This is a genomic window from Halomicrobium zhouii (genome assembly GCF_900114435.1).
In the GTDB taxonomy this organism is placed as follows: domain Archaea; phylum Halobacteriota; class Halobacteria; order Halobacteriales; family Haloarculaceae; genus Halomicrobium; species Halomicrobium zhouii.
In genome coordinates this window covers 631,219-646,892 of the sequence record NZ_FOZK01000002.1, presented here as the reverse complement: position 1 = coordinate 646,892, position 15,674 = coordinate 631,219, and the positions used below count along the sequence as shown (strand labels likewise).

Here is a 15,674-nt window from a genome sequence, read left to right as displayed (position 1 = left end):
CCCAGCCACGGCGTCCGGTCCGGGAGACCGGGAGCCGTCCAGGCGAGCGGTAGCTCGGTTCACGACACCGTTATCGTCACCTCGTGGGTCGTCGAACTGCCCTCGTTGTTGGTCGCGGTCAGTGCGACGGTGTAGCTCCCCGCCGAGTCGTAGGCGTGTTCGGCCCACCAGCCGGTAGCCGAAGCACCGTCGCCGAAGTCGAACGACAGCGAGTCGATCCAGGTGCTCGAATCGGTCGTGTCGGTGACGCTGAAGGTGACGCGCTCGCCGACGCCCGCCGTGGCCGTGCTCGGCTCCATCTCGGCGATCAGATCGCCGGTGCTCTCGGGGGGTTCGACAGTCGAGTCCCCGGAACCGCCGGTGTCTCCCGAACCACCGCCGTCGTCGCCGCCGGAGCTACCGCCGCTGCCGGAGCTGGCGAGCGAGAGGTCGATGTAGTTCAGGTCCCACCAGCTCTCGTCCATCGAGACGCGGACGACCTGCAGGCCGGCGTCGAGCGAGACGCCGGAAGTGGAGACGGTCTCCCAGGAATCCCAGCCACCGGTGGCGGGAACGGCCACGGTCCCGCTGACGTCCTGGCCGTTCACTTCGAGGTGGAACGAGCCACCACCGGAGTCGGAGGCGACGAGGGCCTCGAGGGTGTACTCGCCGGATTGCTGGACGTCGACGGTGTACTCGACCCACTCGCCGGACTCGATGTAGCCGATACCGTAACCCGACCCGGCGCTGTTGGAGGTGATGTCGACGGCCTCGTCGGTCCGCATCGCACCGCCCTCGTTCTCGGACGTGTTGTCGCTGTAGGCCACGCCCGAGCCACCCTCGTCGTACTCCTCGGCCTGGATGGTCCCCGGGACGGCGTGGGGCGAGCCGTCGTAGGGCTGCTGGCTGGCGGAGCCACCGCCACTGTCTCCGCCGGAGTCACCGCCGGAATCGCCGCCCGAATCGCCGCCGGTGCCACCAGTGCCGCCGGTACCGCCGACGTCGACGTGTTCCAGCATCTCGTTGGCGTAGCGCCGGCCGAACTCACGGTACGCCTCCGTCGTGAAGTGGGCGTAATCCTGGCCCGCCAGTCCCTGGGCCGAGACGACGTGGGCGTTCGGGATCACGTCCGGAAGTTCGTTGACCTCGGTGTTGTGCGAGCCACAGCACCCGCCCTGGGAGTCGTAGAGCATCTCGCCGGCGAGGAACGGGACGTTGCCGATCCCGAGGTCGGAGCGGAGGTTCTCGACGATACCGGCCACGTCCGACGTCCACTCCTGGTCGCCGGTGTCTGTCTCACCCTGGTGGAACAGGATGCCCCTGATCGTCCCCACCTGCTGGGCCGTCTGGGCCAGGTCCAGCAGCCACTCGTAGCCGCCGTCGAACTGCGACGGAATGTTGCGGTCGTTCCGGCCGATGGGCGCTCCCTTCTGGAAGAGCGCGATGTCGGCGCCCCCGACGGCCGCGGGGACGAGGCCGATACCCCTGTCCTCCGGCATCTCCTGGATCACGGTCTTCGCAAAGTAATCACCGGGACCGACCCCCGCGTTACATCGGTTGAGCGGCGGTTCGGCCAGGTACCACTCGCCGTACTCGCGCCCGAGGTTCGAACAGTCGAGGTCCGCGAGGACGTGTATCCGCGGATGCGTCTCCCGGTCCTGCTCCTCGATCGGACCCGCCCCCTCCATGTTCGACTGGCCGAACAGCAGGTAGATGTCGAGGTCCGACGGGTCGGTTTCGGTGGCCGCGGACGCCTCTTCGCCCAGTCCGAGCGCGAACGTGCCCGCGCCGACCGTCGCACCGGCCTTCAGGAAGTCGCGTCGATGCTGGGTTCCCCCGGTCTCGTCCCGCTCGTTCGTTCCGCCGTGGTCGGCGTCGCTACTCGGTCCCTCGCCCCATTCGTCGGTGCTGTCTGTCCGTCGTGTCATGTCATGTTCGTTCGCGTCGCCCGCCTGGTCGGCCCCGACCGCCGGGGCGGCGTCGCAGGTGCGTCGAGCAGTCGTGTAGCAATTCGAGTCGTATCCCGTCGATTTCGTGCGTGCTGGAACCCCACCTCGTCGTAGACGTCCGGGTCCTGCTGGCGGTAGTGACTGCCCTCGTCCGAGCAGCAAGCCCGCGGGGACGCGAGATCGAAATCGAGTGTCTCGCAGGCAGTCGCGAAGTCGTCGGCGTGCGCCCGGTCCTCCGACGGAGCGACGCTCCCGACGAGGGTTCCAGTGTCGACGGCCTGCAGGAGCGCCCGTCTGCTCGTGGTGTCGGATTCGCCGGCGCTCCCGTCCCGCTGCTCGCCGTGCGATCTGTGTCCCCTCGTCGGTCCGCTCGCGTCGGATCTCGGTCCGGTCGCATCGTTTTCTGTCATCGTCGTCTCGTGTCTGCGTCGGCCAGCCCCAGTGGTCGTCGGGCGGCAGTTACCCCCGTAACGTGCCCGACGATAGCCGGGAGCGGCGTGGTCGGTCGCGTGATTCGTTCCGGTGACCGGGGCCCGACGTGTGCCGCCATCGAACGGCGGCGAGTCGGTCGCCCCGGAACCGGCGAACCGGAGTTCGCTACCCCGTGGCGGGCGACCGCCGGACTGGGCGGCCAGCCGCCGCGTCGGTTCGGCCACTAGCGCTCGGGTCCGACCGGTGTGGTCGGGACCGAGTCCCCCTGCCTGGGCCGAACGGCCCGCGCGTCACGTGGCGCGGCGTCGTCACTGCTATCGCGTCGGTCGTCAGGAGATCGAGACTTCCACCGAGGTCGTGCTCGAGGTCCCCTCGTTGTTCGTCGCGGTCAGGGTGACGGTGTAACTGCCGCTGGAGCTGTACCGGTTGTCCGCGTACCAGCCGCTGTCCGTCGACCCGTCGCCCAGCTCCCACTGGAGGTCGGTGATCCACGTGCTGTTGCCGGTCTCGTCGGTGATCCAGAACTGGACCAGGTCGCCGGTCGACGCCGACGTCGTGCTGGGACGGATAGAGGCGACCAGGTCGCCGCTGTCCGGCGTGTCGGTGTCTGGCGTGTCCGTCTCCGGCGTGTCGGTGTCCGGCGTGTCCGTCTCCGGCGTCGACGTCGTCGTTGTCGTCGTCGGCGGCTCCGTCGTCGTGTCGTCGTCGCTCTGGCCGGGGAGGTCGTTCTCCGCGTTGGCCGCGAGGTACTCCTGCCACCACTGGGCCGGTCGGTCTTCGTAGTCGTGGATGACCCAGTTGCCGTCCTGGCTCTCGTCGTGGACGAAGAACGACGGCTCCCAGGTGTGGTCGAAGTTCCAGCAGATGGGGTGGACCGGGTACTCGTCGAGGAAGCTCTCGAAGTCGTCGGCGTAGGCGACCTCGTACCCTTCAGGCTCACCCGTCGCCGTCCCGTCGAGGAAGTTGAACCCGTCGCGACCGCCGTCGATCGCCCAGCCGAACTCGCTGAAGAACACGGGGACTTCCTCGGCGGCCGTACCGAAGGAGTCCGACAGCGGGCGCATTCCCTCGTGGGTGTAGACGTGGCCCGTGTAACAGATGTTGGTCCCGTCGAACTCGTTGGTCGGCGCCCAGTAGGTCAGCTGGCTCCACCGCGGGGAGCCGATGGTCTTGACGCTCGCGGGTGCGTTCTCCTCGACGATGTCGACCCAGGGCTGCGCTCGGTCGACCCACATGTCCCAGTACTGCTGGTTCTCGTCGGCGTCGTAGGAGGGGTTCTCCGAACCCTCTTCGCCAGTGTTTGGAAGCGAGGTCGGCGAGCCCCAGTCGCCGGCGTACGGGCCGGTCGGCTCGTTGAAGATGTCGTAGATGACGTGCTCCCGGTCGGCATAGCGGGGCGCGACGAAGTTCCAGTACAGCTCGAGCTCCTGGTTGAGTTCGGCGGCGTACTCCTCGGTGTAGCCGTCGAGCTGGTCGGCCTGGTCCTCACCGTGCCAGAGGACGCCGCGTTCGCCACAGAAGCCCAGGTCGTTCTCGAAGGACTCCTCACCGCACTCGTACTCACCGATGTCTTCCTCGTGCTGTGGCTGGTGGAAGATGGGGAAGTGCCGGTGATAGTCGATCATCATGTACGTGCCGTTCTCCTCGGCGGCGTCGACGAGCGGGTCGACGTAGTTGGTGAAGTACGTCTCCAGGTCTGACTCGTCGAACTGGCCGGGGAGGAGCGGGCCCCAGTCGTCGCCGTGAGGCATCGATCCGACGCTGCCGGACCCGCCGTCTGCGATGTCCTGGGGCTGGGTCGGCACACGGATGATGTGGCTGTGCCAGCCGCCGTCGTTCGAAGAGTCGGTGTTGGTCGCCTTGTCGAAGATGCCCATCGCGTCCTTGCTCCGCCAGCTACGAGCGGTCCGGGCTGGGTCGGCGATGTTCACGCCGCGAAGGATGACCTGGTTGCCGCTCGGGTCGACGAGTTCGTTGCCATCGCGCTCCAGCCGCGGCGTCGGAATGCCGACTGCAGCTGCCGAGCCGATGAGGTTGCTCGCCATCCCGGCCGTCAGTGCCGTGGCGCCCGCCGCCTTCAGTACGTCCCGTCGCGAGACGCTGTCGATCCGCCGTCCGTTGTTGTTCGTCGATTCTCCGCCGCCGTTCGCGTTGTCGTGTGACATTGTGTTGTCGTTCGTAGTCGTTCAGTTGCGTCGCTATGCGAGCCGAATCGCGCCGGTCCGGTCAGGAGATGGTGACCTCCACCGAATCCGTGCTCGTGTTGCCCTCGTTGTCGGTGGCGGTGAGCGTCACCGTGTACGTGCCAGCGGACTGGTAGCGCTCGTCGGTGTACCAGCCACTGCCGGTCGAGCCGTTACCCAGCTCCCACTGGAGGTCGGTGATCCACGTGCTGTTGCCGGTCTCGTCGGTGATCCAGAACTGGACCAGGTCGCCGGTCGACGCCGACGTCGTCCCCGGATCGATGGAGGCGATCAGGTCGCCATCGTCCGGCGGATCCTCAGTCTCCGTGTCGGTCTCGGTGTCCGTCTCCGTCTCCGTGTCCGTCTCCGTGTCGGTCTCGGTGTCCGTCTCCGTCTCCGTGTCAGTCTCGGTCTCGGTGTCAGTTTCCGTGTCAGTCTCGGTGTCCGTCTCAGGCGGCGTCCCGGAGCCGCCGCCCGGGAGCCCGTCGTTGCGGTACTGTTCCAGGGCGTTCTTGATGTTGTCACCCATGCCGCCTTCGCCGGTCGTGAGCTCCCACTCACAGGGCAGGTCCGAACAGGCCTCGGGGACGGACCCGTTGTACGGGTCGCCGACCGAATCGTTCGCGTTCTCGGTGAACGGCCGGCTGAACATCACGGGCCGCCAGACGGGGTCGGCACACCAGGCCGTCCAGTGGATCGCTTCGCTGGTTTCGAGCCAGTCGAGGATAGGTTCGCCGTAGCCAGAGTCGGTCCCGCCGATGTACTGGCCGGCGTTCTCCTCCCAGCCGAACTCCGTGACGAACAGGGGCGCCTGCTCGTAGACGCCGGCGACGCCCTCACCGTTGGTCGAGGCGTCCTCCCAGTCGTTGTTCTGACTGGAGTTGTGCCCCGGATAGATGTGGAAGGTGTAGGCGATGTCCTCGCCGTCGAACTCCTCGACGAGGGCGCCTTCCGGACTCTGTGACCAGCTGGGCGACCCCATCAGGATCAGGTTGTCCGCGTGCGAGCGGATGGTGTCGACCCACGGCTGGGCCATCTCGAGCCAGAGACGCCAGATGTCGGCGACCCAGTCCGTCGTCGTCGGGTCCTCCCACATCCCCGGCTCGGTGGGCTCGTTGTACACCTCGTAGAGGACGTGGGAATCCTCGGCGTAGCGCGGCGCGACGATGTCCCAGAACATGTCGACCTCGTCCTGGAGTTCGGTGTTGACCGGCCCGTCCTGGCCCTCGGCCCACTGGACGTCCCGGTGGCGGTGATAGTCGATGATACAGTAGACGCCACGGTCCGCACAGTGCTGGACGACCTCGTCGAGGTGATTCGTGAGGTAGCTCTCCAGCTGGCTCTCGTCGAACGCCGGTACCGGCGGGCCGGAACCGGGTTCGAACTCACCGATATCGACGGGCTGTACGGGTACCCGGATCACCCGGTTGTACCAGCCATCGCTCTCGTCGGTGAGCATGTCGATGACCTGCGTCGCCGTCATCCCGCGCGCCTGCGAGGTGACGTTGATGCGCTTCGGGTCGGCGATGTTGACCCCGCGCAGCGTGACGGTGTTCCCCTCGGGATCCTTGATCAGGTTCCCGTCTCGATGGAGCCGCGGCGTCGGAATACCGGCGGACGCGCCACCGGTGGCGAACGATCCCGCCCCGAGCGCGAGCGCGCCGGCCACGGCGCTGCTCTTGAGGAAGTCCCGCCTGAGGGCGCTCCCTCCGGGCTTCGATTGGTCGGACAGCGATGCCTCTCTATCCCCTTTCGGGGGAGTTTCTCGGTCTGTCATTGTGACCCCTTCTACACGCACCCGACGGTGCGTGTTGCCATACTATATACAGGACCATATAAAATACTTTCCTATACTGACGGGTTAATTATTTTAGAATATTAAAAACGTCCTAAAAACGCTCTAACCGCCGTTATTAGCAGTATTGTGTTTTCCACACCTGCTATAAGCAATCTGGTAGTTTACTATTGTTTTCCCCACAGGTAATTATTCATATATGAGTTCGAGAGTTCGAATTCCAGCCACATCGTGGACGAAAGTGGGCACACTGTCAGTTTCACCATCATTTTAACTCGCGTAAAAGTGTCTCCCTGACACGCAATTCGCAGGTAACTGGCGTCGCACGTAGGCGCCGCTCGCGGTCGGGCGCGGTGCGTCGAGAAACGGAAGTGGCGAGTGAACCAACCGGATCAGGCAGGCCACTCGATCGCGTCGATAGTGATACGACGTGCCTCGACGTCCTCGATGAGCGCGCCCCATCCACCGACCGTGCACACCCGATCCGGCGTCTTGACGACTACCGTCGCCTGTCCCGCCAGCTGAATCAGGCCGGGGGCGGTACCGGTCAGGTCCTTGCCGGGGAAGAGAACGTCGGTGATGACGCCCGAAACGACCCGTTGCTCGCCCGAGGTCGTGTCGATCCCCTCCACCGTCACGGAGATGACCGCGTCCTCCCACCAGACCGGGTAGACGTCACAGACGAACTCCTTGAGCGAGACGTACCGCACGGGATACCGGCGGCGCTGGTCGTGGGTCTCCCACACCGCCCAGAGACAGGTCTGGAAGTACCACTGGAAGATGAAGGAGATGAGTTCGTCGTTGACGACGACGCCGTAGGGGTCCGGCATCCGCTCGGTCGGGGCCAGACAGGCCACCGTCCGGTCCATCACCGCGAGGAACGGGCCGCTGATGGAACGGGCCCTGATCTCGGTCACGACGTCGGTCACCGGATGGTCGTCGAGGATGGACGACTCCCCGGCCTCCGAGTACACCGACGCGCGGACGACGACGTCGTTCGCCACGGCCGCTTCCAGCGCCCCCTCCAGGTCGGCGAGTTGCCGGTCGGTCACGGCGAGGTCGACGACCCACTCCGCGTCCCGAATCTTGGCCTCCGCGTGGTCGAGGACCGTCTGGGCGTGTTTGGTCACGTTGATCTCGTGTTCGCCGAGGGGGGAGTGCTCCCACCGGTCCTCGATCTCCGAGGCGACGTCGGAGAGGCGTGCGCTCTTGTGATGGAGGTCCTCGATGAACTCGACTGGGTCGCACGCACGCGCGTGCAGTTTGTCTCTATCGAGCGTCTCCACGTATCCCATCTGCTCCAGTTCGTTCAGGATGTCGTAGATGCGCGGGACCGGGATCGAGCAGTTCTTCGCCACGTCGACGGCCGGCGACGTACCGCGTTCGAGCAGCGTCAGGTACGCGTCGGCCTGGTACTCCGAGAGCCCACCGTCTACGAGTCCGTCCAACAGGGTCCGCCTATCCATAAGTATCGTTCATTATCTATATAGCGTCACCCCCCTTAATAATGCGTGTGATAACTATAATATTAAATTTTGAAACGGCCGGTACCAGCGCGGCCTCCGACCCGTGACCGGGCGATACCCGCCCGGGAGCTAGCAGAGTTCGAATCGCTTAAGGGGACGAACGGGATACTGTGGGGTAACTCGCTGGACGACGGGCACCAGCGGGCACCTGTCTGTACAGGTCGGGATGTGAGCCGCGAGCGGTCGAGTCGACCGCGGCGTGGCTTGAACCACGCAACGCCCGTGGTGAACACACATGGCACGAAGCTTCTACTCCCACATCAGGGACGCCTGGAAGAACCAGGACGACGACGACAAGCTCGCGGAACTGCAGTGGCAGCGGAAACAGGACTGGCGCGAACAGGGCGCCGTCGAACGTATCGAGCGCCCCACCCGCCTCGACAAGGCCCGCTCGCTCGGCTACAAGGCCAAGCAGGGCGTCATCGTGGCGCGCGTCTCCGTCCGCAAGGGCGGGGCCCGCAAGGTCCGGCACAAGGCCGGTCGCCGGTCGAAACGACAGGGCGTCACCCGCGTCACCCGGCGGAAGAACATCCAGCGCGTCGCCGAAGAGCGCGCCGCGCGGACCTTCCCCAACCTCGAGGTGCTCAACAGTTACTCCGTCGGCCAGGACGGCAGCCAGAAGTGGCACGAAGTCGTCCTCGTCGACCCGAACCACCCCGCCATCCAGAACGACGACGACCTCAACTGGATCTGCAACCCGGCCCAGACCGACCGCGTCTTCCGCGGCCTCACCGGCGCCGGCCAGCGGAACCGGGGCCTCGGCAAGAAGGGCAAGGGTAGCGAACACACCCGCCCCAGCCTCAGCTCGAACCGAGGACGCGGCAAGTAACCGACGCGGCCGTTCTTCCGTCGTTTGCGACTGTCTACTAGCAGCCGGTGAGCGCTCGCTACGCATTCCGGGCACCGGCTGGACGTCCAGTGAGTCCGTGGAGAGAATTCTGGGCGGTGTGACGCGATGAACCGGTACCCGTGGACGAACTGAACGCGACGGCCTCAGAGAGTTCCAGACCCGGAACGGGGCGGGTTGACGAACATGCCGTCGACGAGCGCGAGCAGCCCGACGGCCGCCGCCCCCGTCAGGACGACCCGCGTCGGGGCCGAGACGAACAGGCTCGCGATCCCGGCGAGCAGGAACGCCGTCGGAATGACGGCCAGAACGAGGTCGTATCGCGAAACCCGTCGAACGTCCGTTCGTTCCGCCGTGTCGTCGATGTCACTGGCCATCGTTCGTTCTCACCTCCGCCCGGAACTCCGGGCCCATCCCACTAAAATGTTATGTTAATCAACTTTTCCGAACACACACCGCCGTGTTTCCGTGGTTTGCTGTTACCTAACTCGAATATTTAAATATTATCTCCGAAATGATCTTGACTGTGACGAGGTGGGGCAAGTCGGGTTCTGCAGCATTTATCTGTGAGGAATTTTATATGCGAGCTATGGACCTGACGGGGAACGACGCACCGGGGTGTGGGACCGGGCGGAGACGACGTCGGCCACTGTCCGTGACGGCGACAGTACTCGGAAAGAAGTGGCATCCGCTGATCGTGTCCGTGCTGCTCGAAGCGGGCGCCCTGGGATTCAACGAACTGAAAGAGCGAGTCCAGGGCATCTCTGACAAAGTGCTCTCCGAGAGCCTCGACGACCTGGAGGAACGCGACCTGGTCGACCGGACCGTCATCGACGACAAACCGGTCCGCGTCGAGTACTCGCTCACCGAGTGGGGCGAACAACTCGAACTCGTCGTGACGGCGATGGACGAGTGGGGAAAGCGGTACCTCGACGCGCACGGCACGGATCCCGCTGCCGATTGACGGCTCCCTATTCCTCTACGACTTCGATCCCGCGATTGTTGACCGCGGCGGGGTCGAGACCGACCTCTTCGAGGAACTGTTTGTACTCGCGTTCGCACTGCTCGGCGTCTTTCTGCTTGTCGCTGGCCCGGTCACACAGGGCCACGAGGTCCTCCGGGACGTCGTTGGTGTAGACGATCCAGTGGTTGATCAGGTCCGAGAGCCGGCGGATGGGCGAGGTGAAGTGACCGTAGATTTCGAAGTTCAGCGCGTGGTGACCGCCGAAGGGGTCGTTCATGTACTTCGCCCGGGGCATGACCTTCATCACGGCCCACTGGATCTGGTCGAGCTGGCGCTTGGGCGCCTGTTCCAGCGTGGCGTTGACGGCCATCCGCGGGTCGTCCCACGAACTGCCGGGGATGGAGACGCCGTCGAGTTCCTGGATCTCGACGAGGGCCTCGTCCCACTCCTCTGGGCTGGGCTGTGGGTGGACGCGGTACATCGCCTCGACGCCGCGACCCCACATGAGTTCGTGCGTGACGGCCTTGTTGGCCTTGAGCATGCACTCTTCGATGATGGTGTGGGCCCGGTCGCGACTGGGGTTCAGGACGAGCGACCCCTCCTCTTTTCGCTGTTCGTGCATCGCGTCGGCGAGGTGCCAGACGAGGTCCGTCTTCTCCGCCAGGTCGACGCTCTGGTCTTCGAGCAAGTCGGCGGCGCTCTCTGGCTCGTCCAGCAGCGTCTCGGCCTCGGAGTAGGTGAGCCGGGCGTCGCTGCGGATGACGGACTTGTAGATGTCGATGGTCTCGTAGCCCAGGTCTTCCTTGTCGAGGTGCATCTCGACGGTGTGGGCGAGGCGGTCCTCGTTGGGGACCAGCGAACAGACCGTCTCGGCCAGCATCGGCGGGAGCATGTGGATGGTGTAATCCGGGAGGTAGACGGTGTTGGCCCGCTCGACGGCCTCGTCCCACATCGCCGTGTCGGGGTTGACGTAGTGGGTCACGTCGGCGATGTGGACCCAGAGGACGTACTCGTCCTCGCGCTCCTCGACGGAGATGGCGTCGTCGAAGTCCTGGGCGTCGATGGGGTCCGTCGTCCAGGTCGTCATCTCCCGGAGGTCCTCGCGCTCGTCGATCTCCTCGGCGATCTCCTGCTGGACGTCGGTTGTGCGCTCTTCGGCCTCCTCCATCACGGCCGGGGGGAACTCGTCGCGGATCTCGAACTTCTCGAAGAGCTCCTCGCGCTTGTTGGCGAGGTGCCGGGCCACGTCCTCGTCGATCTCGACGGGACCCTGGCCCTCGACGGTGCCTGCCGCGGCCTGCGCGTCGTCTGTGGTCATACGCCGGCTACGGAGGGTGTGTAGTTAGGAGTGTCGGGAGGCTGGTTCGAGCGCAGCGAAAACCAGCTCACGGCGAACGGGGAACGAGTGGCGCTACGCGCCACAGTGCTCGAACGGTGAACGAAGAGAACCGTGAGAGTGAAGCGAGCCGTGAGCTGGCGGGGAGCGACCGCAGGGAGCGACAGGCGTGCAGCGAAGGGCCGAGCGAAGAAAACGCGGTCTACGGGCGGTGTGACGCCTTACTTCGGCGAGTCGCGCCCCCGCACGAGGTCGTGGTACTGCTGGAGGAAGCGGGCCTGGTCGAGTTCGCCGGCGCCGGCGTCGTCGAGGGTATCTTCGAGGCCGCTCCGGGGCTGGTGGGTCAGGTCGCGATGGCAGGGCTTGCAGAGGTACTCGAACTCTTTGTCGCGGCGATTCCACCGGTCGCCGTGTTTGTCGTACTCTCGGGCGTCGGTCCGGTCCACGGACTCACCGCAGGCGATGCAGGTGACGACGTCCCGGGAGCGCCGGGATCCCAGCATGGGAACTAGTTGGTTCGCCTACCTATTTATCGTTTTTCGCACGTCGGCGACAGCACGTCCGATCGTCCGTGAACAGTCCATCAGGACGGTCGAATCGAGCACGCGTCGCGCACCAGTACCGCGAGAGCGGGCGATTTATCTCCGGGCCACTGCACAGTCAGGGTATGAACGTCAAGTCGCGCCACCACCTCCGGGCGGACGCAATCGACGACATCGAGACGGCCGTGTCGGAGAACCTCGGCGTCGACGTCGAGGCCGACAGCTACGAGAAAGTCGAGTTCGACGACAGCGACTGGGAAGTCGTCCTCGTCGACGGCGAACCGCTCGTCCTCTACGTGGACGACGAGCCGTTCCTCACCGTCCAGGGACTCAACGCCTTCCCGCCGACCGAGCACATCGTCACCGTCGACGCCGGCGCCGTCTCGTTCGTCTCCGACGGTGCGGACGTGATGCGCCCGGGCATCACCGAGGCCGACGACGACATCTCCGAGGGCGACCTGGTGGCCATCAACGAGGAGTCCCACGGCAAGTTCCTCGCCGTCGGCCGCGCGAAGGCCTCCGGCGACGACATGGTCGGCGACTCCGGCAAGGTCGTCGAGTCCATCCACCACGTCGGCGACGACCTCTTCGAGTTCACGGTGTAGGCGGGGCGGAAGAGCATACCGCGGCGACCGCAGGGAGCCGCGGTTTCTACCGGTCGCGAGTGAAACGAGCGACCGGCCTTTTTCACCGACGGTCGCAAGTGCGAAGCACTTGCGAGCCCATCAGACGCGCGAAGCGCGTCTGAGGGTGATTTTCGAGGAGTGGTGCCCGCAGGACCGCGAAGCGGTCCGAGGACACCCGACGACGAAAAAGGTCGCGTCTGACGTAAGACCTATACGGATTCCACCCACCTTGGGGAACATGGGATTGATGAGCAAGATTCTGGGAGAGGGCGGGTCGTCTCGCCAGACCGAGGACTACGTCGAACTGCACGCGGACGACTTCGACCTGGGTTCCGAAGAGGCAGAGCGACAGGTCCGGATCGCCCGAATCGGGAACAAGCAGGACGTCATCGAGATCAAAGACGCCGTCTACGACGGTGACATCGTCGTCGCCGACATCACGCGCCACAGCACGCAGGACCGGACGATGGAACAGATAAGCGACGAACTCAAGCGCGTCGTCAACGAGGTCGGCGGCGACATCGTCCAGAAGGACGACGACCAGTTGCTCATCACGCCGGCGGGCGTGGCGATCAGCCGCGAACGCCTCGGCCAGTAACGCGACGTTAGACGACTTATCGACGCCGGTTTTGTCGACGGAATTCCACGACGAGAGCCGTTTCAGCACCCTTTTGCGTGGCCATCGGTTTCGCATAGCCAATGACGGCACCCGCCATCGACGTCCGCGAGCTACGCAAATCCTACGGTGACGTGCAGGCCCTCGACGGCCTCTCGCTCACCGTGGAGTCGGGGGAGTTCTTCGGGTTGCTCGGGCCGAACGGCGCGGGCAAGACCACGTTCATCAACTCGCTGGTCGGGCTGGTCCACGCCGACGGCGGGACCGCGGAGGTGTTCGGCTTCGACGTGGAGGCCGACTACCGTGAGGCCAGGGACCGCATCGGTCTGGCGCCCCAGGAGTACAACGTCGACCGGTTCTTCCCGATTCACGAGGTTCTGGAGCACAAGGCCGGTTACCACGGCGTTCCCCACGACGTCGCCGAAGAGCGGGCGGCCGACGCGCTCAAGACTGTCGGCATCTGGGACAAGCGCGATACGCGCTTCGACTGGCTCTCGGGCGGGATGAAACGGCGGTTCGTCCTCGCCCGCGCGCTCGTCTCCGACCCGGACCTGCTCATTCTCGACGAGCCGACGGCGGGCGTGGACGTCGAACTCCGCCGGGACCTCTGGGAGCTCATCACCGACCTGAACGACGACGGGACCACCATCCTGCTGACGACGCACTACATCGAGGAGGCCGAGCGCCTCTGTGACCGCGTCGCCATCATGAACGAGGGGAACAAGGTGGAGGTCGCGACGCCCCAGGACCTGATGGAGCGGGGCACCGACACCGTCGAAGTGGGACTGGCGTCGGCCCCGACCACCGCGCCGACGCTCGACGTCGACGGCGTCCACGGCGTGACGGTCGAGGGCGACACGCTGCTGGTGACCGCCGCGGGCGGGAGCACCCTCGCCCCCGCGGTGATGCGGGACCTCGAATCGCAGGGGTACACCGTCACCTCGCTGGACGTCCGCCGGGCGTCACTGGAGGAGGTGTTCGTCGACCTCACGAGGGCGGAGCGCACACAGAGCGTCGAGACGGAGGTGGCACAGTGAGAAGTACGGGCTTCCGGACGCTGCTGCGCCGGGAGATCCTCCGGTACGTCCGTCGGCCGCGCAACACCTTCCTGCCGCCGGTGATCACCAACCTGCTGTACTTCACCGTCTTCGGCGTCGTCCTCGGCGCGCGCATCGACCTGGGCGACGTCGGCCTCCAGCAGACCGGCCTCTCGCCCAGCGAGGCGTACATCCTGTTCATCCTCCCTGGCCTCGTCGTGCTCGGGATGATCTCCAACGCCTTCGAGAACGCGTCGTTCTCCATCTTCCACGGGCGCTGGAACGAGTACATCCACGAGGTGCTCACCTCGCCGCTGTCCCACACCGAGATGGTGCTGGCCTACGTCACGGCGTCGGCGCTACGCGGCGTCGTCGTCGGCTGCATCATCTGGGCCATCGGCTGGCTGTTCGCCCCGGTGCCGCTGGTCAACCCGTTCTACCTGCTGGCCTTCACCGTCGTCATCCCGGTCCTGTTCGCCGGCTTCGGCCTGATCGGCGGCCTCTGGGCGGAAGACTTCGACTACCTGACGGTGATGAACCAGTTCATCATCCGGCCGCTCGTCTTCTTCGGCGCCGTGTTCTACCCGCTGGAGGCCCTGGACGGCATCGCGCTGACGGTGTCGTACTTCAACCCGATGGTGTACATGGTCAACGGCGTCCGGTACGGCGTCGTCCCCGGCGCCGTGGACGTCGCGCCGGACGTTTCGCTGGCGGTGTTGACCGGGCTGACCGTCGCCGTGGTCGCCCTCGATATCGCGCTCGTCAAGCGCGGCTACGGGCTCGTGGAGTAGAGGAACACCAACTTAGCAACTTAGAGTGGATTCGATCTCTGCTTGCTCACTGCCAGCCATTCCGAGAGTATAGCATTTCGACGATTCGTATTGGTACTTCGAACGGGATACTTTCAGATGACGATGTTTATTATCTAATGTCATTTATTTAGTGTATGAAATTGTTTCAGCTACTCTGGTTCACGCTTCCGGTCGGAGTGACGGTTTCAGTGGTTCTGGGGTTTGGGCTAATACAATGGACGGCAGATCGCGGTCTCATCCCTGAAGAAGGAGTCGTATATCGGCTCGTGGCGTTTGTGGTAGTAGCGATTACAACGTTCACTACTGTGATCGTGTATCTCCTCGTTTTAGGCGAATAAAAGCTAGCGCTAGAACACGGATCGAAAACCGGAATGCCGGGTTGTGCTGGCGGCCGGCCGCCAGGCACTGTCCGCCACCGGCGGGGCGGGACAAACTATGACAGGGCGCACGCCGACCGGGTACCCAGCCGGTCGGCAGCCGCACGAGCCGGGCTCGTGACCCGGATATTTACGAGCCGCCTCCGGGCCAGGCGTGTGATAACGTATGTCACACACGTACTTAGGAGTGACGACTGTTCGGGCCAGTTCGAATCGCTTGACGGAGACAGGAGTTGCCTAGACGTCGTCGGGCGCGTCGGCGTCGTCCTCGACGTCGCGTTTCATGGAGTCGCGGCGGGCCTTGGCGTCACGGCCGGTCGCCTCCTCGAGAAAGTCGTTCTTGGCGTTGACGGCGTCCTCCGCGGCGTCGACGTGGCCCTCGGCGATGACGTCCTCGGCCGGCCGCTCGGTGATGTTGAGCGCCAGCTTGTTCTTCTTGCCACTGAATTCGATAGTTCCGGCGACGACGCGTTCGAACACCGGATTCTCGGGCTCTTCGACGACCAGGAGGTCGTTCCCCTTGTACTCCTCCGTGTCGGTCGGTTCACCGAAGTAATCCTCGACAAATGCCTCCATGTCAGGAACGCGGTCTTCGAGGTGTTCCCCCCGACGCATCTTGTACTCTCGCATGCAAATCGGTTTGTGTGGGACCC

General features: G+C 65.0%; 15 protein-coding genes. 6 read left to right on the top strand and 9 right to left on the bottom strand.

The features are described from left to right. Positions 1–59: 59 nt before the first annotated feature. The 5 genes from BM337_RS10410 to BM337_RS10390 all read right to left on the bottom strand — a co-directional run bounded on the left by BM337_RS10410 (position 60) and on the right by BM337_RS10390 (position 7,786). Positions 60–1,907: a sialate O-acetylesterase gene (locus BM337_RS10410; RefSeq protein WP_089816547.1), complete on the bottom strand. Its 1,848-nt coding sequence runs from the start codon at positions 1,905–1,907 to the stop codon at positions 60–62. Further along, positions 1,904–2,338 (bottom strand): hypothetical protein, encoded by a 435-nt coding sequence (locus BM337_RS20620; protein WP_143117698.1) that lies wholly within the window; start codon positions 2,336–2,338, stop codon positions 1,904–1,906. Before BM337_RS20620 ends, BM337_RS10410 begins: the two co-directional genes overlap by 4 nt. Before the next feature lie 351 nt (positions 2,339–2,689). Further along, positions 2,690–4,525, bottom strand: coding sequence for a cellulase family glycosylhydrolase (locus tag BM337_RS10400; RefSeq protein WP_089816545.1), 1,836 nt, complete (start codon positions 4,523–4,525; stop codon positions 2,690–2,692). Between the two features lie 61 nt (positions 4,526–4,586). After that, positions 4,587–6,320: a cellulase family glycosylhydrolase gene (locus tag BM337_RS10395; RefSeq protein ID WP_245778646.1), complete on the bottom strand. Its 1,734-nt coding sequence runs from the start codon at positions 6,318–6,320 to the stop codon at positions 4,587–4,589. A gap of 410 nt (positions 6,321–6,730) precedes the next feature. Continuing rightward, positions 6,731–7,786: a TrmB family transcriptional regulator gene (locus BM337_RS10390; RefSeq protein ID WP_245778645.1), complete on the bottom strand. Its 1,056-nt coding sequence runs from the start codon at positions 7,784–7,786 to the stop codon at positions 6,731–6,733. Positions 7,787–8,099: 313 nt separating this feature from the next. On the opposite strand from BM337_RS10390, the gene BM337_RS10385 reads away from it, so the two are divergent. Further along, positions 8,100–8,693, top strand: a complete 594-nt coding sequence (locus BM337_RS10385; protein ID WP_089816543.1) for a 50S ribosomal protein L15e — start codon at positions 8,100–8,102, stop codon at positions 8,691–8,693. A 164-nt stretch (positions 8,694–8,857) separates the two neighbouring features. On the opposite strand, the gene BM337_RS10380 is transcribed toward BM337_RS10385, so the two are convergent. Then, positions 8,858–9,088: a DUF8015 family protein gene (locus BM337_RS10380; protein ID WP_089816542.1), complete on the bottom strand. Its 231-nt coding sequence runs from the start codon at positions 9,086–9,088 to the stop codon at positions 8,858–8,860. A 212-nt stretch (positions 9,089–9,300) separates the two neighbouring features. Between BM337_RS10380 and BM337_RS10375 the strand changes: the two genes are divergently transcribed. Continuing rightward, a complete protein-coding gene (locus BM337_RS10375; RefSeq protein ID WP_089816541.1) occupies positions 9,301–9,675 on the top strand; it encodes a winged helix-turn-helix transcriptional regulator in 375 nt (124 codons plus the stop codon). Positions 9,676–9,682: 7 nt separating this feature from the next. Here the strand turns inward: BM337_RS10375 and BM337_RS10370 are convergent, their stop codons facing one another. After that, positions 9,683–10,993 (bottom strand): RNB domain-containing ribonuclease, encoded by a 1,311-nt coding sequence (locus tag BM337_RS10370; protein WP_089816540.1) that lies wholly within the window; start codon positions 10,991–10,993, stop codon positions 9,683–9,685. A 239-nt stretch (positions 10,994–11,232) separates the two neighbouring features. Beyond that, entirely contained in the window at positions 11,233–11,514 is a 282-nt protein-coding gene (locus tag BM337_RS10365) for a DUF7562 family protein (RefSeq protein ID WP_089816539.1), read from the bottom strand. A 164-nt stretch (positions 11,515–11,678) separates the two neighbouring features. Between BM337_RS10365 and BM337_RS10360 the strand changes: the two genes are divergently transcribed. From BM337_RS10360 to BM337_RS10345, 4 genes are all read left to right on the top strand, one after another. Next, positions 11,679–12,158, top strand: a complete 480-nt coding sequence (locus BM337_RS10360; RefSeq protein WP_089816538.1) for an RNA-binding protein — start codon at positions 11,679–11,681, stop codon at positions 12,156–12,158. Between the two features lie 259 nt (positions 12,159–12,417). Further along, a complete protein-coding gene (locus BM337_RS10355; RefSeq protein WP_089816537.1) occupies positions 12,418–12,777 on the top strand; it encodes a cell division protein SepF in 360 nt (119 codons plus the stop codon). Between the two features lie 101 nt (positions 12,778–12,878). After that, on the top strand, positions 12,879–13,832 hold the full coding sequence (locus BM337_RS10350) for an ABC transporter ATP-binding protein (RefSeq protein ID WP_089816536.1): 954 nt from the start codon (positions 12,879–12,881) through the stop codon (positions 13,830–13,832). Next, positions 13,829–14,623: an ABC transporter permease gene (locus tag BM337_RS10345; protein ID WP_089816535.1), complete on the top strand. Its 795-nt coding sequence runs from the start codon at positions 13,829–13,831 to the stop codon at positions 14,621–14,623. Before BM337_RS10350 ends, BM337_RS10345 begins: the two co-directional genes overlap by 4 nt. A gap of 635 nt (positions 14,624–15,258) precedes the next feature. Here the strand turns inward: BM337_RS10345 and BM337_RS10335 are convergent. After that, on the bottom strand, positions 15,259–15,651 hold the full coding sequence (locus BM337_RS10335) for a DUF5611 family protein (RefSeq protein WP_089816533.1): 393 nt from the start codon (positions 15,649–15,651) through the stop codon (positions 15,259–15,261). Positions 15,652–15,674 lie beyond the last annotated feature (23 nt).